The sequence below is a fragment of the Citrobacter sp. RHBSTW-00017 genome, assembly GCF_013797615.1.
Lineage (GTDB): Bacteria > Pseudomonadota > Gammaproteobacteria > Enterobacterales > Enterobacteriaceae > Citrobacter > Citrobacter braakii.
In genome coordinates this window covers 3,649,865-3,669,716 of the sequence record NZ_CP056899.1, presented here as the reverse complement: position 1 = coordinate 3,669,716, position 19,852 = coordinate 3,649,865, and the positions used below count along the sequence as shown (strand labels likewise).

Genomic DNA, 19,852 nt, shown 5'->3' with positions numbered 1-19,852 from the left:
TTATCAGGGTGGGCTCCCCTATAATAAATTACAGGGATAGACTGTCTGCACGAAAGAGGTAAAAAAGGGATTGGTAATGGAAGAAAGCAGCATTCTGCTTCAGTTAAAAAATGTCGCATGGCAGGCAGGGGCGACGCAGGTTCTCAATAACATCTGTTTTAATCTCCGGGCCGGAGAATTTAAACTGATTACCGGCCAGTCTGGTTGCGGTAAAAGTACGTTACTCAAGATAGTGGCGTCATTAATTAGCCCGACTGCCGGTGAAATTCTCTTTGAGGGCAAGGAGATAAACACTCTTAAGCCTGAAACATATCGCCAGCAGGTCTCTTATTGTGCGCAAACGCCCGCGTTGTTTGGTGACACCGTTTACGACAACCTCATTTTCCCCTGGCAAATCCGCGATAAACGTCCGGATCCGGATGTGTTTCTTGCCGATCTGGCCCGTTTTGAGCTACCCGAAACGATCCTCAAAAAAAACATCAATGAGCTGTCTGGCGGCGAAAAGCAACGCGTCTCATTAATTCGTAATTTACAGTTTCTGCCAAAAATCCTGCTGCTTGATGAAATTACCAGCGCGCTGGATGAAGCCAATAAACGGAATGTGAACGAATTAATTCACCACTATGTCCGCGATAAGAATATTGCTGTGCTGTGGGTGACGCACGACAAAGATGAAATTAATCATGCGGATAATGTCATAACCCTTCAACCGCACGCCGGGGAAATGCAGGAAGTAAGCAATGAACGAGCATAATATTACCAATGAATCACTGGCGTTAGCGATGATGCTGGTGGTGGTCGCGATACTGATCAGCAACAAAGAAAAACTGGCGCTGGAAAAAGATATTCTCTGGAGCGTTTGCCGGGCGGTGGTTCAGCTTATTATCGTTGGCTATGTGCTGAAATATATTTTCGGCGTTAACCACAGCATTCTGACCTTATTGATGGTGCTGTTTATCTGTTTCAACGCGGCCTATAACGCGCAAAAGCGCAGTAAATATATTGATAAAGCTTTTCTCTCGTCATTTATCGCCATCACGGCGGGGGCGGGGTTAACGCTGGCGGTGCTGGTTCTGTCAGGCTCTATCGAGTTTACCCCAATGCAGGTGATCCCAATTTCCGGCATGATTGCAGGCAATGCGATGGTTGCGGTAGGGCTGTGTTACAACAATCTGGGGCAGCGGTTTAACAGCGAACAGCAGCAAATTCAGGAAAAACTCAGCCTCGGTGCGACGCCGAAAGTGGCCTCCGCGCCGCTGATTCGCGACAGTATTCGCGCTTCGCTGATCCCGACGATCGATTCAGCGAAGACCGTGGGACTGGTGAGTTTACCGGGAATGATGTCCGGGTTGATCTTTGCAGGTATTGATCCGGTAAAAGCGATTAAGTATCAGATTATGGTGACGTTTATGCTGCTTTCGACCGCCAGTCTGTCAACCATTATCGCCTGCTACCTGACCTATCGGAAGTTCTATAATTCACGTCACCAACTGGTGGTGACGCATTTGAAAAAAACCTAATGGAGTACCGGATGGCGCGGGCCTACGGGGAGATTGTAGGCCCGATTAGCGCAAGCGCCATCAGGCAAATGCAGCGGATTAGTACAACAGCGCGTACAGCTGGCGGCGGTATTTCGAGGCCAGCGCATCGCCGGTGCCCAGTGCGGCAAGGATCTCCTGGAAGGTTTTACGCGCCTGACCGTCGGCTGCAGTGAGATCTTTCTTCAGGTGACTGAACAGCAATTCCAGTGATTCCTCGTTACGTCCGACCTGGTGTAACTGAATGGCCAGTTGAGTTGCCAGCGCCGCATCCTGTGGATTGCTGGCGACCTGCTGCTGCAACTGTTGGATTTCAGGTGTATCAGCCGCCTGCTTCAGCAGTTCGATCTGTGCCACCAGGCCCTGATAACGGGTGTCCTGATCCTGCAACGGGATAGTTTTCAGCACCGCTTCGGCTTCGTCAGAACGGTTCAGGGCGATTTGCGTTTCCGCCAGCAGCAGGCCAATTTCGCTGCTCTGGTTGGAGATCTGCCAGGCTTCTTTCAGCAGCGGCAGCGCATCAGCGTGATTGCCGGCTTCGATGAACTCGATCGCCTGGCGCGCTTTCAGCTCTTCCTCGCTCGGTAACACTTTCTCCAGCAGCGCGCGAATAACCTCTTCCGGCTGCGGGCCCTGGAATCCATCTACCGGCTGACCGTTCTGGAACAGATAAACCGTGGGGATCGCGCGCAGACCAAACTGGGAGGCGATCATCTGCTCGGCGTCGCAATCTAACTTGGCGAGAATAAACTGACCGTTGTACTGAGCAACAAGGCTCTCCAGTACCGGCGTTAATTGCAGACAATGCTGGCTGCGCTCAGACCAAAAATAGAACAGGACCGGCGTGGTCATCGACTGTTCAAGGGTCTGCTGGAGGTTCGATTCGTTAATGTTAACAATATTCTGTGTGGACATGGAGTTACTCTCTTTTGTCGATTTCTTGTTACATGGGGGCTGACGCGCGTGCTTCAACTCAACCGTGTAAAATTTTGTCCATTATGCGGCCTGGCAACAGGCGCTTCAGTAGCATAACTGCCCAGGTCACCAGCGTAACCGGATAACGCAGCTTTGGTTTGTCGCTCTCAAACGCATGACGCACTTTGGCGACAACCGCTTGTGGCTCCAGCGTAAAACGCGCGGCAATTCCGGGGTTTTCCACGGGAGCATCGCTCTGGGTCTGGTTGACGTTTTCGGTAAAGCGGGTGCGAATAGGGCCAGGCTCAATCAGGCTGACCTTAATCCCGCTGTGGCGCAGCTCCATACGCAGCGCGTCGGACCAGGCTTCCAGCGCATATTTGCTGGCGGCATAGGCCCCGCGCCCCGGCGTTGAGATCAATCCCATTACCGACGAGGTCATCACAATTCGTCCTTCGCCGTGGGGTAGCATGGCGGGTAACAGGCGCATGGTAAGCTGATGTGCGCCAAAGAAGTTGGCGGAAAACTGCTGTTCCATCTGCTCGCGGCTGATGGTGGGCAGTGGGCCATAGACGCCGTATCCGGCGTTGTTAAAGATCCCATACAAACGATTATCGGTCAGGGCGATCACCTCATCAGCCGCGCGATCTACGCTCTCGGGTGAATCCAGATCCAGCAATATGCCGGTGAATCCCATGCTGTTCATACGCGCCACATCGTCAGGTTTGCGACAGCCCGCCAGAATTTGAAAACCCTGGCGCTTTAGCTCAAGCGCGCTTTCCAGACCGATTCCGCTGGAACATCCTGTTATTAAGACCGATTTTTGCATAACTTTACCTGTCAGGATCTCCGTTGTTTTACGAGTCGTGATTTACTAGAGGAGTGAGATGTTGCGCCATCCAGTCGGCAATAAACGGCTGGGCGTCACGGTTAGGATGAATACCATCATCCTGCATCCACTGGGGTTTCAGATAAACCTCTTCCATAAAAAAGGGCAGCAGAGGTATATCAAACTCTTTGGCGAGTTTTGGATAAATCGCGCTAAAGCTTTCATTATAACGGCGACCGTAGTTTGCCGGCAGACGAATTTGCATCAGCAGCGGTTCGGCATTTGCTGCTTTCACATCCTGCAGAATCGTGCGCAGGGTTTGTTCGGTTTGCGCAGGCGCAAAACCGCGCAGACCGTCGTTGCCGCCAAGTTCGACCAGCACCCAGCGCGGCTGGTGCTGCTTCAGTAATGCAGGCAGACGGGCCAGCCCCTGCTGCGAGGTGTCGCCGCTAATACTGGCATTCACCACCGGCGTTTTGGTTTGCCATTTATCATTAAGTAGCGCAGGCCATGCGGCGCTGGCGGACATACGGTATCCGGCGCTCAGGCTGTCACCCAGAATTAATAACGTGTCCGCTGCGGCGGCGCGGAAAGTTAACAGGACCAGGAACAGGAAAGGCCAATGCCAGCGGAAAACATTGTTGAAGTTCATCATCTTAAGAAATCCGTCGGTCAGGGTGATCATGAGCTATCCATCCTTACCGGAGTTGAACTGGTTGTCAAACGCGCCGAGACCATTGCGCTGATTGGCGAGTCGGGTTCAGGAAAATCCACACTGCTGGCGATCCTCGCCGGGCTGGACGATGGCACCAGCGGTGAAGTCAGCCTGGTGGGGCAGGCGCTGCACACCATGGATGAAGAAGCCCGGGCACAGCTGCGGGCGCGACACGTGGGTTTTGTCTTCCAGTCATTCATGTTAATTCCGACCCTAAACGCGCTGGAAAACGTCGAGTTGCCCGCGTTGTTGCGCGGCGAAAACAGCGGAAAAAGTCGCGACGGGGCAAAAACGTTGCTGGAGCAACTGGGGCTGGGAAAACGTCTTGATCATCTTCCGGCCCAGCTTTCCGGTGGGGAGCAGCAGCGCGTGGCGCTGGCGCGGGCGTTTAACGGTCGTCCTGACGTGCTGTTTGCCGATGAACCGACGGGCAATCTGGACCGCCAGACCGGAGACAAAATCGCCGACCTGCTGTTTTCTCTGAACCGGGAACATGGCACCACCCTGATTCTGGTGACCCATGATTCTCAACTGGCGGCGCGTTGCGATCGGCGTTTACGCCTGGTGAACGGACAGTTGCAGGAGGAGGCATGATTGCACGCTGGTTCTGGCGCGAATGGCGCTCGCCTTCATTACTGATTGTCTGGCTGGCGCTGAGCCTGGCCGTGGCCTGCGTGCTGGCGCTGGGCAATATCAGCGATCGTATGGAAAAGGGGCTGAGCCAGCAAAGCCGTGAGTTTATGGCGGGAGATCGGTCGCTGCAAAGTTCGCGTACCGTGCCGAAAGCGTGGATTGACGAGGCGCGACAGCGTGGCCTGAAAGTGGGCGAACAGCTGACCTTTGCCACTATGACCTTTGCCCGGGATACGCCGCAGTTGGCGAACGTCAAAGCGGTGGATGATGTGTATCCGATGTATGGCACGTTGCAAACCAATCCGCCGGGACTGAAACCTCAGCCAGGCTCGGTACTGCTGGCTCCGCGTCTGATGGCGTTGCTGAACTTAAAAATCGGTGATTCCATCGACGTGGGTGATGCCACGCTGCGCATCGCCGGGGAAGTGGTGCAGGAGCCGGACGCCGGTTTCAATCCGTTCCAGATAGCGCCGCGCCTGATGATGAACATGGCGGATGTCGAAAAAACGGCGGCGGTCCAGCCGGGGAGCCGTGTGACCTGGCGCTATAAATTTGGCGGGACACCGCAGCAACTGGAAGCCTATGAAAAATGGCTGCTCCCGCAGTTAAAGCCTGAACAGCGCTGGTATGGGCTGGAGCAGGATGAAGGGGCGCTGGGGAAATCACTGGAGCGTTCGCAACAGTTCCTGCTGCTGTCGGCGCTGCTAACCCTGCTGCTGGCGGTCGCTGCGGTTGCCGTGGCGATGAGCCATTACTGCCGCAGTCGTTACGATCTGGTGGCTATTCTGAAAACCCTTGGCGCGGGCAGAGCACAGTTGCGCAGGCTGATTATTGGTCAATGGCTGATGGTGCTGGTGCTGTCTGGCGTGACCGGAGGGTTATTCGGGCTGTTGTTTGAACGCGTGCTGGTGGTATTACTTAAGCCGGTACTGCCCGGTGAACTGCCGCCTGCCAGTCCCTGGCCGTGGCTATGGGCATTAGGCACCATGACGGTCATTTCTCTGCTGGTGGGGTTACGCCCTTACCGTTTGCTGCTGGCGACTCAGCCACTGCGGGTACTGCGCCGTGACGTGGTGGCAAACGTCTGGCCGCTGAAGTTTTATTTGCCGGTGGTATTGATAGTCGTGATTGCCCTGCTCGCCGGACTGATGGGCGGAAGTCCGCTGCTGTGGGCCGTGCTGGCCGGAGCGGTAGTGCTGGCGCTTTTGTGCGGGGTGCTCGGCTGGATGCTGCTCAACGTGCTGCGTGGCCTGACGCTCACCTCGCTGCCGCTGCGTTTAGCGGTCAGTCGGCTGTTGCGCCAGCCGTGGTCAACGCTCAGTCAGCTGTCGGCATTTTCGCTTTCCTTTATGTTGCTGGCGCTGCTGCTGGTACTGCGTGGCGACCTGCTCGACCGCTGGCAGCAGCAAATGCCGCCGGAAAGCCCGAACTATTTTCTCATCAACATTGCCACCGAACAGGTGGTTCCACTCAAGGCTTTCCTGGCTGAGCATCAGGTGATCCCGGAATCGTTCTATCCGATTGTGCGGGCGCGTTTGACGGCTATCAATGAGAAGCCGACCGAAGGCAATCACGATGAGGCGCTGAACCGTGAGCTTAATCTGACCTGGCAGGATACCCGACCGGATCATAACCCGATCGTTGCCGGAAGCTGGCCGCCAAAAGCGGGCGAAGTCTCGATGGAAGAGGGGCTGGCGAAACGGCTGAACGTCAAGCTTGGCGATCGGGTGACCTTTATGGGCGATACCCAGGATTTCAGCGCCACGGTCAGCAGTCTGCGCAAAGTGGACTGGGAAAGCCTGCGCCCCAACTTCTTCTTTATCTTTCCCTCCGGCGCGCTGGACGCTCAGCCGCAAAGCTGGTTAACCAGCTTTCGCTGGGAGAACGGCAACGGCATGCTGACGCAGCTTAACCGCGAATTCCCGACTATCAGCCTGCTGGATATTGGTGCAATCCTCAAACAGGTGAGCCAGGTGCTGGAGCAGGTGAGCCGGGCACTGGAGGTGATGGTGGTGCTGGTTACCGCTTGCGGTATGTTGCTGCTATTGGCGCAGGTCCAGGTCGGAATGCGTCAGCGTCATCAGGAACTGGTGGTCTGGCGCACGCTGGGCGCGGGTAAGAAGCTGCTGCGTACCACGCTATGGTGCGAGTTCGCCATGCTCGGGATGGTCGCCGGACTGGTGGCTGCCATCGGCGCGGAAACCGCACTGGCGGTGCTGCAAACCCGAGTGTTTGATTTTCCGTGGGAGCCAGACTGGCGACTGTGGGTCGTGTTGCCGCTTTGTGGGGCATTGTTGCTCTCATTATGCGGCGGATGGCTCGGTTCACGTCTGCTAAAAGGCAAAGCGCTGTTCCGTCAATTCAGTAGTTAATTCATATTCGTGATGATTACGCACCGGTTTTTTAAATCGGTGCGTTTTTTATCTATGTAGCACAAATTGATAACTCATTGATATTTAACAGCACAGAACAATAAAAACCCGACAACACGAGTGTATTAATAAACGTTAATATTTGTATGCTGAATAATTGGCAGGCTATCTATCAAGGTACAAATAATGACTATAAAAAAAACGGCGCTGGCGGTATCGATCGGCGCAGCAGTGGCATTAACGACGTTCGCCTCCCAGGCGGAAATCACGGTCCTGAAACAAGATCCACAGGCGGGCAACCCGCTGAGCCGTCTTAACTTCACCGTTGGCGGGAGTATTCGTCCGCAGTTCCAGAATATGGCTGGTGACGATGGTAAGAATGGCTACAAACGTAATGGTTTCGACGGCGGGACGCGTTTCCGCTTCGCCGCTGATTACTATCTGTTTGATGACATCAGCTGGGTGAGTTATTACGAGCTGGGCGTTAACTTCCCGGCAATGTTCAACTGGGATAATCACTATGCTAACGGCGCCAACGATACCACGCGTCGTATGTTGTACACCGGTCTGAAGAGCGCGACCTGGGGTACGCTGACCTTCGGTCAACAGAACAGCATTTACTATGATGTGGTTGGTGCGAAAACGGATATCTGGGACTACGACATGATCGGTCAGGCACCAGGTAACGGTATCAATGGCGACTATGACGGTTCCTATCGTACGCGTAAATCACTGAAGTATAAGAAAACGGTTGGCGATGTTGATCTCTACGCGTCTTATCTGTTCAGTGATGATTACAACCCGAACAATGGTCTGCGCTACAAGCGTAAAGGCGGTGGCTCGCTGGGTGTGGATTATCACATCACTGATGACCTGACCTGGGGTACGGCGTGGAACTACACCCGCGCGGAAATGCGTGGCGACACCAGCAAAACCTACGATCAAAACATCGTCGGTACCGCGCTGAGCTGGAAACCGGACAACTGGACCTTCTCGATGGGCGGCGGTTGGTATCAAAACTTCATGACCACCAAAAAAGTCTCTGTTAACGATTACTTTGCCGGTGATGCCTGGGGTCTGGAATACTTTGCGGGTTACACCTTCCCGGTTGGTCAGTATGCGCTGAAATCCGTTCAACCCTACGTTATGGGCGACCGTATTGAATACGTGAATGGTCGTAACTACCTGCGTACCGACAATGGTGTGGGTATCAGCTTCCAGCTGGACTACGGTTTCCGTGTGGATTACGAACACGTCTTCACCTCCAGCACCGACAATCTGGGTGATATGAACCTGGTTCGTCTGCGTTACGATTTCTAAGTCAATTTCCCTGCCAAAACCGGGTAACCAGAAGGTTATCCGGTTTTTTACTATCCTTTGCTGAAAAACACATTAGTACCTTCAACGTACATTCAACGACATATCCCGCAACATCATGAAATAATTTCAAGGACAGCAGGTTGTGATCTGTGTCATGTTAACAATCTGCCTGTTAACAGGCCAACAAGAACAACGCCGCAAGAACGGCGTGAGACATGACACCACAACGTTAAAATGGAGAAATTATGGGATTGCGTCAGAGTTTACGCGTCGCGACCGGAGCGCTGTTACTGGCCTGTGGATTACAACTTGCTCATGCGAACAGTGACCCGCATACCATCGTGTTTGGCGTCGCACCTGGTCCGTACGGCGATATGGTGAAACAGGCCATTGCCCCTACGCTGAAAGAGAAAGGCTATAAGGTAGTGGTGCGCGAATTCAGCGACTACGTGCAGCCGAACATGGCGCTTTCCAACGGCAGTATTGATGCCAACTTGTTCCAGCACTCGCTCTACTTTGACAAATTCACCGCTGATAAAGGACTGAAGCTGAGCAAGCTGATTGTGGTCCCAACGGCCGGGATGGGTTTTTACTCACATAAAATCAAAAGCCTGGATGAGTTAAAAAAAGGGGATGTGATCACGCTTTCCAATGATCCAACCAATCTGGCTCGCGGTCTGCGTTTCCTGCAGTCTATTGGCCTTATTACCATCAAAGACACTATCGATCCGACTAAAGCCTCTGAGCGCGATATCGCCAGCAACCCGAAAGGGCTGGTGTTTAAGCCGCTGGAAGCGGCACAACTGCCGCGTACCCTGGACGGTGTGACCGGCGCGCTGGTCAACGGTAACTTTGCCGTGGCGGCGAAACTGGATCTCGCCAGTGCCATCAAGCAAGAGCATCTGGACGAAAATCTGAAAAATATCATAGCGGTTCGCAGTGAAGATGCGGATAAACCGTTCGCGAAAGATATTGTGGCGGCGGTGAAATCTCCGGCGTATCGCGCGGTGATCGACGATCCGCAAAATATCTACAGCGCCTTCCAGAAACCGGAATGGATGTCGGCAGCCCAATAATCGCTGCGCACAAGGTTAACAGGGGCAGCGGCGACTGCCCTTTTCGCATTTCTGAGGTGGCTATGATTGAGATAGAAAAGGTTTGCGTGGATTTTAGCGCAGGCCGTGGACCATCAACCCGGGCGGTTGATGACGTCAGCTTGCGCATAGGCGCAGGCGAGATATTTGGCATTGTCGGGACCAGCGGCGCGGGGAAAAGTACGCTGCTGCGCACCCTGAACGCCTTAACGCGACCAGGCCTGGGAAGCGTAAAGGTTAACGGCGTAGAAATTTCCGCGCTGGAAGGGGCGCAACTACGTAAAGCCCGTCAGCGTATTGGGATGATTTTTCAGCATTTTAATCTGATGCATACCCGTACCGTGGCGCAAAACGTCGCTTTCAGCCTGAAGGCTGCCGGATGGGAGCGCAGTAAAATTGGCCCACGCGTCAGCGAAATCCTGACGCTGGTGGGGCTGTCTGACAAGGCAAACCGCTTTCCTGTGCAGCTCAGCGGCGGGCAAAAGCAGCGCGTTGGTATTGCCCGTGCGATTGCCAATCACCCGGATGTGCTGCTGTGTGATGAACCGACCTCTGCGCTGGATCTGGAAACGTCGGCCACTATTCTGGCATTGCTTAAGCAGATCAACCAACAGCTGGGGATCACGATCGTGCTGATCACTCACGAGATGAACGTGATCAAATCGATTTGCGATCGTGTGGCGGTGATGTCCGGCGGCAAGGTGGTGGAGTCCGGTGAAGTGTTTGACGTTTTTGCTCACCCGCAGCACGCTTTCACGCAGCAACTGGTGTCGCATACCCTCAATCTGACGCTACCCGAACGCTTGCGCCAGCATTTGCCTGGCCAGTTGCTGAAAATTCTGTTCATCGGCGATTCGGCGGAACAGCCAGTGTTGTCAGAAGTCGCGGTTAAATTTGGTGTGGCGGTGAACATTCTGCACGGCAAAATTGAATATATCGGCGAGCGTGCGCTGGGGATTCTGGTGGTGCAACTGACCGCGCCGCATAACCCTTCTGCGGTGGATGTCGCCGTGGAACATATTCGTCAACGCACGGCACAGGTGGAGGTGATTCGTGGATGATTTATTGCCTGATTTGACGCTGGCGTTTAATGAAACCTTTCAGATGCTAAGCATCTCTACGGTGCTGGCGATTATTGGCGGTCTGCCGCTCGGTTTTCTTATTTTCGTCACCGACCGGCATTTATTCTGGCAAAACCGTTTTGTGTATCTGCTCAGCTCCGTGCTGGTGAATATCATCCGTTCGGTGCCGTTTGTGATCCTGCTGGTGCTGCTGCTGCCGCTCACCCAGTTTTTACTCGGAAATACCATTGGGCCGATTGCGGCGTCGGTCCCGCTCTCGGTGGCGGCAATCGCTTTTTATGCCCGTCTGGTCGACAGCGCACTGCGTGAAGTCGATAAAGGCATTATTGAAGCGGCGGAAGCCTTTGGCGCCAGCCCGATGCGTATCATCTGCACCGTTCTGTTACCTGAAGCGAGCGCGGGTCTGCTGCGTGGGTTGACGATAACGCTGGTGAGTCTGATCGGTTACTCCGCGATGGCCGGAATTGTTGGCGGCGGTGGGGTAGGCGACCTGGCGATTCGCTTTGGTTATTACCGCTACGAAACCCAGGTCATGATCGTCACCGTGGTGGCGCTGATTATTCTGGTGCAGGTCGTGCAGGTGCTGGGCGACTGGCTGGCGAAACGCGCGGATAAGCGCGACAGACACTGATCACTGTGCGTTAAGCCAGTCGGCAACATCCTGCCATGTGCCGCGAAAGACGATTTTCGCGGCTTTCTTTTCCAACTGATAGCGATACATCGGGTCGTAATACTCGTTGAGCAACGGCACCAGCCAGCCCATATGGGCGTCGGTACTGCCCGTCGCTTGCTGTTCGCGCAGAGCCACGTCGAGCAGGGCCGTCAGCTCGGCAAAACGTTGTAAACCCAGACGGCGGCGAATAGCAAACAGGCCGTGGTGCAGATACTCGCTATACTCCTGCCAGCCCTGACTCTCGCCATAAGCATGGGTAAAATCGTGGTGCATCCGCACGAAATACTCTTCGCGCAGTCGCTCCAGACGACGCTCAAAAGGATCGTCCACCACTGCAATAGATGCCTGGGTCATGCGTTCACGCAGGCACTCAGGAAGATGATTAGCCCCGATCATGCGGCCTTCATCTTCCAGTACCCACAGACGCAGATCCTGACGGCTGTCGGTTCTGAGCATTTCGACCGCCAGCAGGTTTTCAAAACTCGCCTGACTCAACTGCGGTTCAACGGTGCGACCAAACGAGGAACCGCGATGGTGCGCCAGACCTTCGAGATCCACGCCGTTCGGCTGCTGTTGCACCAGCTGCGTTTTACCGTTCCCGGTACAGCCGCCAATTAAGACGATCGGCTTTTGCACTAATTCTTCCGTCAGCTGAATCGCCGCCTGACGCAGGGCTTTGTAGCCGCCGTGTATCAGCGGGTAGTCAATCCCGGACTCGAGCAGCCACTGCTGCACAATGTGCGAACGCTGACCGCCGCGCGCGCAGCATAAATAGCCCGCAGGATTTTGACGACAGGCATCCAGCCAGGCCTTCATACGTTGTTGGCGAGTCTCGCCGCAGACCAGTTGATGGCCGAGCGTGAGGGCTGCCTCGGGTCCCTGACGTTTATAACAGGTACCCACGGCGGCACGTTCGTCATCGTTCATTAGGGGAAGGTTGATTGCGCCCGGCATTGCGCCTTGCAGAAATTCGACGGGGGCGCGTACATCGATTATAGGCGTACCAGCGAGCAAAATTGCGCGATAGTCCGTTCCATCGTTCATGTGTGATCCTGAAAATACAAAAACAGCAATGGAGGGGATTTTACGCGCCAGAGGAGGGGCCGGGGAAGGATAAAATCAAATCCCCGGTATTAATGGCTTATTTCAGCGTTGACTGCGCCCAGATAATACCGCTGGCATATTCCGGCGGCAGCAGGGGGATAAGCGCTTCCAGCGTCGCGCTAAGACGCGCGGTATCGCTGTCGCTCAGGTTCAGGTGTCCCACCTTACGCCCTTCACGCACCTCTTTGTCATACCAGTGCAGATGCACCAGCGGCAGCTTCAGCCAGTCATAGTTCAGGTCGCTACCAATCAGATTTACCATCACCGAAGGAGTGTTCACTATCGGCGTGGGTAACGGCAGGTTGGTAATGGCGCGCAGGTGCAGCTCAAACTGGCTGATGCTGGCACCGTTTTGCGTCCAGTGCCCGCTGTTGTGCACGCGTGGAGCCAGTTCGTTAATCAGCAGACCTTCCGGGGTGATGAAACATTCCATCGCCATCACGCCGACATAGCCCAGCTCCTGCATGATGGCAGAGAGCATCGCTTCGGCCTGTTTCTGCTGTTTGCCGTTAGCCTGCGGGAAGACCACGCTGGTGCGCAGAATGCCGTCCTGGTGCAGGTTATGGGTCAGCGGATAGAAGACGGTGCTACCGTCGTGCGCACGAGCGCCAACCAGTGAGACTTCACCAGAGAAGTTGATTCCCTGCTCAACGATGCACTCGCCGTAGCAGTCGTCCGGCAGTTGTCCGGTTTCATTTGCGCGCAAACGCCACTGCCCACGACCGTCGTAGCCGCCGACGCGACGTTTCACGATCGCCAACTCACCGAGTTTGTCGAATACTGCAGGCCATTCGCTTTTATCTGCCAGCAACTTCCACGGCGCAGTTGCCAGGCCGAGCTTGTCAAAAAGCTGCTTTTGCGTCAGACGGTCGGCAATAATTGGGAAAACGTCGCGGTTGACAAATGCCGGATGGCGCGCGAGCTCGCGGGTGAGCGCCGTTTCCGGCCAGCGCTCAATCTCAGCGGTGATCACGCTTTGCTGAAAAGGGACCGCTGCTGGTTCGGCATCCAGCCCGACGGGCCAGACCGCAATGCCCAGCGGCTCACCGGCCTGGCGCAGCATGCGCCCTAACTGACCGTTACCGAGTACGCAGACCTGCTTCATGCCGCACCTCGCGGGTCCGGATTCTCCAGCACCTCGTCGGTTTGTACTTTGCGCCAGTCGTTCAGACGCTGGTGTAATGCTTTGTCGTGTGTTGCCAGAATTTGTGCTGCCAGCAGGGCCGCATTTGCCGCGCCCGCTTTGCCGATAGCCAGCGTTCCGACCGGAATACCGCGCGGCATCTGTACGATGGAGTAAAGGCTATCTACGCCGCTCAGCGCCGCGCTTTGCACCGGGACGCCTAAAACAGGCACCAGCGTTTTCGCCGCAATCATGCCCGGCAGATGCGCAGCGCCACCCGCACCGGCAATGATCACCTGATAGCCGTTCTCTTCTGCGCTTTCGGCGAAGCTAAACAGCTTGTCAGGGGTGCGGTGGGCGGAGACGACTTCAACATGATGCGGCACGTTCAGAATTTCGAAGATTTCGGCGGCGAACTGCATGGTAGCCCAGTCGCTTTTGGACCCCATCACGATGGCGACACGCGCCGGGTTATTGCGGGAAGACATGCGTCTGAAAACTCCTGTGATGCACTACACTCGACTTTTGAGGCCACAGAGAATAGCATAATTCGCCGTCAAGGAAAACGATTGCGCGCTTTACACTTCACCCTTCAGGCAGCCTCTGTAGTTGGCTACATCTCAATGAGTTTTGTGTAAAGAGGAACTGGATATCTGCGGAATTAAAACGGAAATGCGATCAGTTCAACGTCATTTGGCGTGACTTTGATCATCGACCCTTCGGTGTGCCATGCGCCTAATACCACGCGGAAAGCGGGTTGCTCATTGGCCGTAAGTTCGTGGACTGCCGGGCGGTGGGTGTGGCCGTGAATTAACCACTGGACCTGATGCTTTTCCATCTCGGTGATGACGGCCTGCGGATTCACATCCATGATCGCCAGTGACTTGCTGCTGTTGGCCGCTTTGCTGTTGGCGCGCATTTTCGCGGCGATACGTTGGCGAACGAACAGAGGTAGGGAGAGGAACAGCTTCTGTAGCCAGGGTTGATGTACTTTGGCGCGAAACGCCTGATAGCCTGCATCGTCGGTACACAAAGTGTCGCCATGCATGATCAATACCTTGCGGCCATACAGGTTGAGTACTTTTTTCTCAGGCAGCAAGCTCATGCCGCTTTCACGGGCAAAACGTTTGCCGAGCAGAAAATCTCGGTTGCCGTGAATAAAAAAGCAGGGAACGCCGGAATCAACCAGTGATTTTATCGCCGCGGCTATTTCATGATGCAGTGGGGTTGGGTCGTCGTCGCCAATCCAGGCTTCAAACAGGTCGCCGAGAATGTACAGTGCATCAGCTTTTCGCGCATCACCGGCTAAAAAACGCAGAAAACCGGCGGTGATCGCCGGTTCTTCTGTGCAGAGGTGAAGATCTGCAATAAACAGTGTCGTCACGATTACTCGCTAACGGTCACGTTTTCGATGATGACGTCTTCTTTTGGCACATCCTGGTGCATACCGCTGCGACCAGTGGAAACGCCTTTGATTTTATCAACCACGTCCATGCCTTCAACAACTTCAGCAAACACGCAATAACCCCAACCCTGCATGCTTTCGCCGGAGAAGTTCAGGAAGTCGTTATCTGCAACGTTGATGAAGAACTGTGCGGTTGCGGAGTGCGGAGCCTGAGTACGCGCCATCGCCAGCGTACCACGGGTGTTTTTCAGACCGTTGTTCGCTTCGTTTTTGATCGCTTCTTTCGTGGCTTTTTGCTTCATGCCAGGTTCGAAACCGCCGCCCTGGATCATGAAACCGTTAATAACACGGTGGAAAATGGTGTTGTTGTAAAAACCTTCGCGGCAGTAGTCCAGGAAGTTTTTAACTGTTTCAGGCGCTTTATCATCAAACGTTTTGATTACGATATCGCCGTGATTAGTGTGGAAAGTAACCATTTTTGCATCCTGTTCCGATAGATTGGTGCTTCGACCCCGTGAAGGGTCAGAGTTAGGGGTGTGTTATAGCATAACCGCAAGCTGCGATCACCTCGCAAAGTGTGCTGCTTCCGGTCTAAATTATGGGTATTATACAGACTTTACTATCCACACACGTCTACACGGAATCTTCGATGTTAAAAATCTTTAATACACTGACGCGCCAAAAAGAGGAATTCAAACCTATTCATGCCGGGGAAGTCGGCATGTACGTGTGTGGTATTACCGTTTACGATCTCTGTCATATTGGCCACGGACGTACCTTCGTTTCTTTCGACGTTGTCGCGCGCTATTTGCGCTTCCTCGGCTATAAGCTGAAGTATGTGCGCAATATTACTGATATCGATGACAAAATCATCAAGCGCGCGAATGAAAACGGTGAGAGCTTTGTGGCGTTGGTCGACAGAATGATCGCGGAAATGCATAGCGATTTCGACGCGCTGAATATTCTGCGCCCGGATCTGGAGCCGCGCGCTACGCACCATATCGCTGAGATTATTGAAATCACTGAACAGCTGATTGCCAAAGGTCACGCTTATGTCGCTGATAACGGCGACGTGATGTTCGACGTGCCGACTGACCCGAACTATGGTCAGCTGTCACGCCAGGATCTGGATCAGCTGCAGGCGGGCGCACGCGTTGATGTGGTTGATGTGAAGCGCAACCCGATGGACTTCGTGCTGTGGAAAATGTCCAAAGAAGGCGAGCCGAGCTGGCCGTCTCCGTGGGGCGCGGGTCGTCCTGGCTGGCACATCGAATGTTCGGCGATGAACTGCAAACAGTTGGGCAACCATTTTGATATTCATGGCGGTGGTTCGGATCTGATGTTCCCGCACCATGAAAACGAAATCGCTCAGTCCACCTGTGCGCATGACGGTGAATACGTTAATTACTGGATGCACTCCGGGATGGTGATGGTTGACCGGGAGAAAATGTCCAAATCGTTGGGCAACTTCTTTACCGTGCGTGACGTGCTGAAATACTACGACGCCGAAACCATTCGCTACTTCCTGATGTCTGGTCATTACCGTAGCCAGTTAAACTACAGCGAAGAGAACCTGAAGCAGGCGCGTTCTGCGCTGGAGCGTCTGTATACCGCGCTGCGCGGCACCGATAAGTCCGTTGCCCCAGCCGGTGGCGAAGCCTTTGAAGCGCGCTTCATTGAAGCGATGGACGATGACTTCAATACGCCGGAAGCCTACTCCGTGCTGTTTGATATGGCGCGTGAGGTTAACCGCCTGAAGGGTGAAGATATGGCGGCGGCTAACGGTATGGCTTCGCATCTGCGTAAGCTTTCCAGCGTGCTGGGCCTGCTGGAACAGGAGCCCGAAGCATTCCTGCAAAGCGGTGCGCAGGCGGATGACGGTGAAGTTGCTGAAATTGAAGCGTTAATCCAGCAGCGTCTGGATGCCCGTAAAGCCAAAGACTGGGCGGCAGCTGACGCCGCGCGTGACCGTCTCAATGAGATGGGTATCGTGCTGGAAGATGGCCCGCAGGGCACTACCTGGCGCCGTAAGTAATGATATTGATTGCCGGATGGCGGCTCGCGCCCTGTCCGGCAATCAATGTACGAATGTCGGTCGGATAAGACGCTTGTTGTATCCGGCAAATTAATATTTCCGATACCACCACAGCACACCCATCATCATAACTCCCGGTAGCCATACCCATATCAACTCCGAAATTATCACCTGGTGCCCGTATGGTGTGGCGTAGCGTGATAGCGCAAACGGGGCGACTTTAATCACCTGCCACGGTGCAAAGAAGCGTTCATCCGACCACGGCCACAGCCAGCCGACGCCTTTGCCGCCAGTGGTGACCGAATCCAACAGGCTGTGCGACAGCAGTGAAACCGTCAGGAATAGCCAGCAGCGAATTAATCCTGCCTTGAACCATCGTCGACCCATCCATACGCCGAGCAGCGGTACCACGAAGGCGAACAGCAGCGAATGGGTAAAACCACGGTGACCAAACACGTTGCCGTAGGCGACGCCAAGCTTAAACGACAGTACGTCGGCATCCGGCAACATAGCCAGAATGACGCCAGTAAACAGTAATTGCGGGGGGATGACTTTACGCCCGAGACCTAATCCTAAACAGAGAGGAACGGCAGCGTGGGTAACGATTGTTGGCATGATGATCGCTTCATGTGGAAAAACAACATGCTAACAGTTCACTGTGAAGTGGTGATGAAGTCATTATCTGAAAAGGAGAGAGGAAGTGGCCGGACAGGGGTTAACCTCATCCGGCACCTGGGATCACGCCACGACGTTAATGCTGTGGCCTTCAAAGCTGACGGTCTGTCCTGCAACGATTTTGCAGCGTTTACGCGTTTCTACCGCACCATCGACCTTCACTAACCCTTCGCCAATAGCAATTTTTGCCTGGGCGCCGCTTTCGCTCCAGCCTTCCAGCTTCAGTAAATCGCAGAGTTCAACGTGTGGGTGTTTACCCAGTGAAAATGTGGCCATCTTAAACGTCCTTTACATCATGATATTCAACACACGCCTGCAGCGTGTTTTCGATAAGTGTGGCGACCGTCATTGGGCCTACGCCGCCGGGTACCGGCGTGATGTATGACGCGCGTGCGGCAGCATCTTCAAAGACCACATCGCCAACAACCTTACCATTCTCCAGACGGTTGATGCCGACATCAATCACAATCGCACCTTCTTTGATCCACTCGCCGGGAATAAAGCCAGGTTTGCCGACGGCAACAATCAGCAGGTCTGCATGCTCTACATGGCGACGCAGATCTTTGGTGAACCGGTGGGTGACGGTGGTGGTGCAGCCAGCCAGCAGCAGCTCCATGCTCATCGGGCGGCCAACAATATTCGACGCGCCAATAACGACCGCATTCAGACCGTAGGTGTCGATATTGTAACGCTCAAGCAGAGTCACAATACCGCGCGGAGTACACGGGCGCAGGCGCGGCGCACGCTGGCACAGGCGACCAACGTTATACGGGTGGAAACCGTCAACGTCTTTATCCGGCGCAATACGCTCGAGAACTTTAACGTTGTCGATACCCGCAGGTAACGGCAGCTGGACCAGAATACCGTCGATGGTGGTATCTGCATTGAGCGTATCGATCAGCTCGAGCAGCTCTGCCTCGCTGGTGGTTTCAGGCAGGTCATAGGAGCGGGAGACAAACCCCACCTCGTCACAGGCTTTGCGTTTACTCGCGACATAAATCTGCGAAGCCGGGTTGCTACCTACCAGCACAACAGCCAGGCCTGGGGCGCGTAATCCAGCCGCTAAACGCGCCTGAACTTTTTGAGCAACCTCAGAGCGCACCTGCTGCGCAATCGTTTTACCGTCAATAATCTTTGCTGCCATCAGAGAGAGGATTCCGTCTGTTACGTTAAATCGAAGGGGATGCCGCTATTTTGTCAGAAGCGGGACGTGCTGTCAGTTTTCGTTTGCATTTTTATGTGCGCCAGGGGGCGTCACGATCTGCGAATGGGGTCAGTACAGAGGCTTAAGCCTTACGGATAATTAATGAGCATGCTAATTAAAATTAACGTGAATGAAACAACTCATCACCCTAGTATATTCAGGGGTAATGCGCCACAAACCAGTCTGTTACGGTTAATTATGAGGGATTTTACCTCATTCCAACCCAGATTTTTCCTGGGTCCCATTAAGAATTAGCCAGGGTCATTAAAAGGATTTGCAGGTATTTTTCATTAATTGAAATGTTTAATTTATCGCTGTGACGAATAGTCATATTCGCGAGGAATAATTAGTGAATCAAATACTCAGGAGAGTTGGGGTAAAAGGTTAGCTAATTCTCATGCGATATATATCTTTACAGGATGCAGAGATAATTAGCCTGACATTTAATGTCGATAATGATTCAAACGGATCCCGCAGGATGCCGGAGCCGGATGTGTGTAATTCAAGGGAAATCCATGAAACGTAAATTAATGACCTCTTCTGTTATTGCCAGCCTGATGTTAGTCGCCGGTGCAGCGGTTGCAGCCGATCCGGTAAGCGTTAGCGGCGGTACTGTGCATTTTGAAGGTGAACTGGTCAATGCAGCCTGTGCAGTCAGTACTCAGTCATCCGATCAGGTTGTGACGTTAGGCCAGTATCGTACTGCCAGTTTTGCCGCAGTGGGTGACACTACAGCACAAATTCCGTTCTCTATCGTGCTGAACGACTGTGACCCGAACGTTGCCGCAACCGCAGCTGTTGCTTTCTCAGGCCAGTCCGATATTACCAATAACAACCTGCTGGCCGTCACTTCTGCAGACAACGGTACCACTGCAGGCGGTGTTGGGATTGAAATTCTGGACAATACGTCCACCGCGCTGAAGCCGGATGGCGCAACCTTCTCTACCGCTCAGGCGCTGGTAGAAGGGACCAACACCCTGCGTTTCTCTGCACGTTACAAAGCCACTGCCGCAAGCGCAACGCCGGGTCAGGCAAATGCCGACGCGACATTCATCATGAAGTACGAATAAGCCGTTTTGATTTGCGCAAGGATGACGTTCGCCTCAATGGATGAGGCAATATCCGGGGATGATGA

At 54.0% G+C, this 19,852-nt stretch carries 21 protein-coding genes; 10 read left to right on the top strand and 11 right to left on the bottom strand.

The features are described 5' to 3' along the window. Window positions 1-76: 76 nt before the first annotated feature. Together fetA and fetB are read left to right on the top strand one after the other, a co-directional pair. On the top strand, window positions 77-754 hold the full coding sequence (gene fetA, locus HV037_RS17870) for an iron ABC transporter ATP-binding protein FetA (protein ID WP_019076194.1): 678 nt from the start codon (window positions 77-79) through the stop codon (window positions 752-754). Further along, the gene (gene fetB, locus HV037_RS17865; protein ID WP_047358028.1) at window positions 741-1,520 is read left to right on the top strand and encodes an iron export ABC transporter permease subunit FetB; all 780 of its coding nucleotides are present in this window, start codon (window positions 741-743) and stop codon (window positions 1,518-1,520) included. The genes fetA and fetB overlap by 14 nt, the downstream gene beginning before the upstream one ends. A 78-nt stretch (window positions 1,521-1,598) precedes the next feature. Here fetB and HV037_RS17860 read toward each other — a convergent pair whose 3' ends face one another. From HV037_RS17860 to tesA, 3 genes are read right to left on the bottom strand one after another with little or no spacing between them, the layout of a single operon-like run. Continuing rightward, window positions 1,599-2,453 carry a co-chaperone YbbN gene (locus HV037_RS17860; RefSeq protein ID WP_016152110.1) on the bottom strand — a complete coding sequence of 285 codons (855 nt, stop codon included), beginning with the start codon at window positions 2,451-2,453 and terminating at the stop codon, window positions 1,599-1,601. Window positions 2,454-2,511: 58 nt separating this feature from the next. After that, window positions 2,512-3,282 carry an SDR family oxidoreductase gene (locus tag HV037_RS17855; protein ID WP_047416830.1) on the bottom strand — a complete coding sequence of 257 codons (771 nt, stop codon included), beginning with the start codon at window positions 3,280-3,282 and terminating at the stop codon, window positions 2,512-2,514. A 28-nt stretch (window positions 3,283-3,310) separates the two neighbouring features. Further along, a complete protein-coding gene (tesA, locus tag HV037_RS17850) occupies window positions 3,311-3,937 on the bottom strand; it encodes a multifunctional acyl-CoA thioesterase I/protease I/lysophospholipase L1 (RefSeq protein WP_085951033.1) in 627 nt (208 codons plus the stop codon). Between tesA and ybbA the strand changes: the two genes are divergently transcribed. The 6 genes from ybbA to HV037_RS17820 all read left to right on the top strand — a co-directional run bounded on the left by ybbA (window position 3,905) and on the right by HV037_RS17820 (window position 11,129). Continuing rightward, complete coding sequence (ybbA, locus tag HV037_RS17845) at window positions 3,905-4,591, top strand: putative ABC transporter ATP-binding protein YbbA (RefSeq protein ID WP_016152113.1); 687 nt, start codon at window positions 3,905-3,907, stop codon at window positions 4,589-4,591. The genes tesA and ybbA overlap by 33 nt on opposite strands. Continuing rightward, on the top strand, window positions 4,588-7,002 hold the full coding sequence (gene ybbP / locus HV037_RS17840; RefSeq protein WP_103283566.1) for a putative ABC transporter permease subunit YbbP: 2,415 nt from the start codon (window positions 4,588-4,590) through the stop codon (window positions 7,000-7,002). Before ybbA ends, ybbP begins: the two co-directional genes overlap by 4 nt. A gap of 186 nt (window positions 7,003-7,188) precedes the next feature. Beyond that, window positions 7,189-8,322, top strand: a complete 1,134-nt coding sequence (locus HV037_RS17835; protein ID WP_016152115.1) for a porin — start codon at window positions 7,189-7,191, stop codon at window positions 8,320-8,322. 245 nt (window positions 8,323-8,567) lie between these two features. Beyond that, window positions 8,568-9,398 (top strand): MetQ/NlpA family ABC transporter substrate-binding protein, encoded by an 831-nt coding sequence (locus HV037_RS17830; protein ID WP_016152116.1) that lies wholly within the window; start codon window positions 8,568-8,570, stop codon window positions 9,396-9,398. Window positions 9,399-9,460: 62 nt separating this feature from the next. After that, window positions 9,461-10,477, top strand: coding sequence for a virulence-associated ABC transporter ATP-binding protein SfbB (gene sfbB, locus HV037_RS17825; RefSeq protein ID WP_047358079.1), 1,017 nt, complete (start codon window positions 9,461-9,463; stop codon window positions 10,475-10,477). Continuing rightward, window positions 10,470-11,129: a methionine ABC transporter permease gene (locus tag HV037_RS17820; protein ID WP_003831085.1), complete on the top strand. Its 660-nt coding sequence runs from the start codon at window positions 10,470-10,472 to the stop codon at window positions 11,127-11,129. Before sfbB ends, HV037_RS17820 begins: the two co-directional genes overlap by 8 nt. Here HV037_RS17820 and mnmH read toward each other — a convergent pair whose 3' ends face one another. The 5 genes from mnmH to ppiB form a co-directional block, all read right to left on the bottom strand. After that, window positions 11,130-12,215: a tRNA 2-selenouridine(34) synthase MnmH gene (gene mnmH, locus HV037_RS17815; RefSeq protein WP_181500123.1), complete on the bottom strand. Its 1,086-nt coding sequence runs from the start codon at window positions 12,213-12,215 to the stop codon at window positions 11,130-11,132. A 97-nt stretch (window positions 12,216-12,312) separates the two neighbouring features. Next, window positions 12,313-13,380 (bottom strand): 5-(carboxyamino)imidazole ribonucleotide synthase, encoded by a 1,068-nt coding sequence (gene purK / locus HV037_RS17810; RefSeq protein ID WP_103283568.1) that lies wholly within the window; start codon window positions 13,378-13,380, stop codon window positions 12,313-12,315. Then, the gene (gene purE, locus HV037_RS17805; protein ID WP_075846830.1) at window positions 13,377-13,886 is read right to left on the bottom strand and encodes a 5-(carboxyamino)imidazole ribonucleotide mutase; all 510 of its coding nucleotides are present in this window, start codon (window positions 13,884-13,886) and stop codon (window positions 13,377-13,379) included. The genes purK and purE overlap by 4 nt, the downstream gene beginning before the upstream one ends. A gap of 173 nt (window positions 13,887-14,059) precedes the next feature. Further along, complete coding sequence (lpxH, locus tag HV037_RS17800; protein ID WP_103283569.1) at window positions 14,060-14,782, bottom strand: UDP-2,3-diacylglucosamine diphosphatase; 723 nt, start codon at window positions 14,780-14,782, stop codon at window positions 14,060-14,062. A 2-nt stretch (window positions 14,783-14,784) separates the two neighbouring features. Continuing rightward, entirely contained in the window at window positions 14,785-15,279 is a 495-nt protein-coding gene (ppiB, locus tag HV037_RS17795) for a peptidylprolyl isomerase B (protein WP_003021875.1), read from the bottom strand. A gap of 173 nt (window positions 15,280-15,452) precedes the next feature. Here ppiB and cysS point away from each other — a divergent pair, with 173 nt between their 5' ends. Further along, a complete protein-coding gene (gene cysS, locus HV037_RS17790) occupies window positions 15,453-16,838 on the top strand; it encodes a cysteine--tRNA ligase (RefSeq protein WP_006685638.1) in 1,386 nt (461 codons plus the stop codon). 90 nt (window positions 16,839-16,928) lie between these two features. Here cysS and HV037_RS17785 read toward each other — a convergent pair whose 3' ends face one another. From HV037_RS17785 to folD, 3 genes are all read right to left on the bottom strand, one after another. Then, on the bottom strand, window positions 16,929-17,453 hold the full coding sequence (locus HV037_RS17785) for a metal-dependent hydrolase (protein ID WP_019076201.1): 525 nt from the start codon (window positions 17,451-17,453) through the stop codon (window positions 16,929-16,931). A gap of 123 nt (window positions 17,454-17,576) precedes the next feature. After that, window positions 17,577-17,789, bottom strand: a complete 213-nt coding sequence (gene ybcJ / locus HV037_RS17780; protein ID WP_016152124.1) for a ribosome-associated protein YbcJ — start codon at window positions 17,787-17,789, stop codon at window positions 17,577-17,579. 1 nt (window position 17,790) lies between these two features. Further along, the gene (gene folD / locus HV037_RS17775) at window positions 17,791-18,657 is read right to left on the bottom strand and encodes a bifunctional methylenetetrahydrofolate dehydrogenase/methenyltetrahydrofolate cyclohydrolase FolD (RefSeq protein ID WP_003021887.1); all 867 of its coding nucleotides are present in this window, start codon (window positions 18,655-18,657) and stop codon (window positions 17,791-17,793) included. Between the two features lie 575 nt (window positions 18,658-19,232). Here folD and fimA point away from each other — a divergent pair. Then, the gene (gene fimA / locus HV037_RS17770) at window positions 19,233-19,787 is read left to right on the top strand and encodes a type 1 fimbrial major subunit FimA (protein ID WP_032946983.1); all 555 of its coding nucleotides are present in this window, start codon (window positions 19,233-19,235) and stop codon (window positions 19,785-19,787) included. Window positions 19,788-19,852 lie beyond the last annotated feature (65 nt).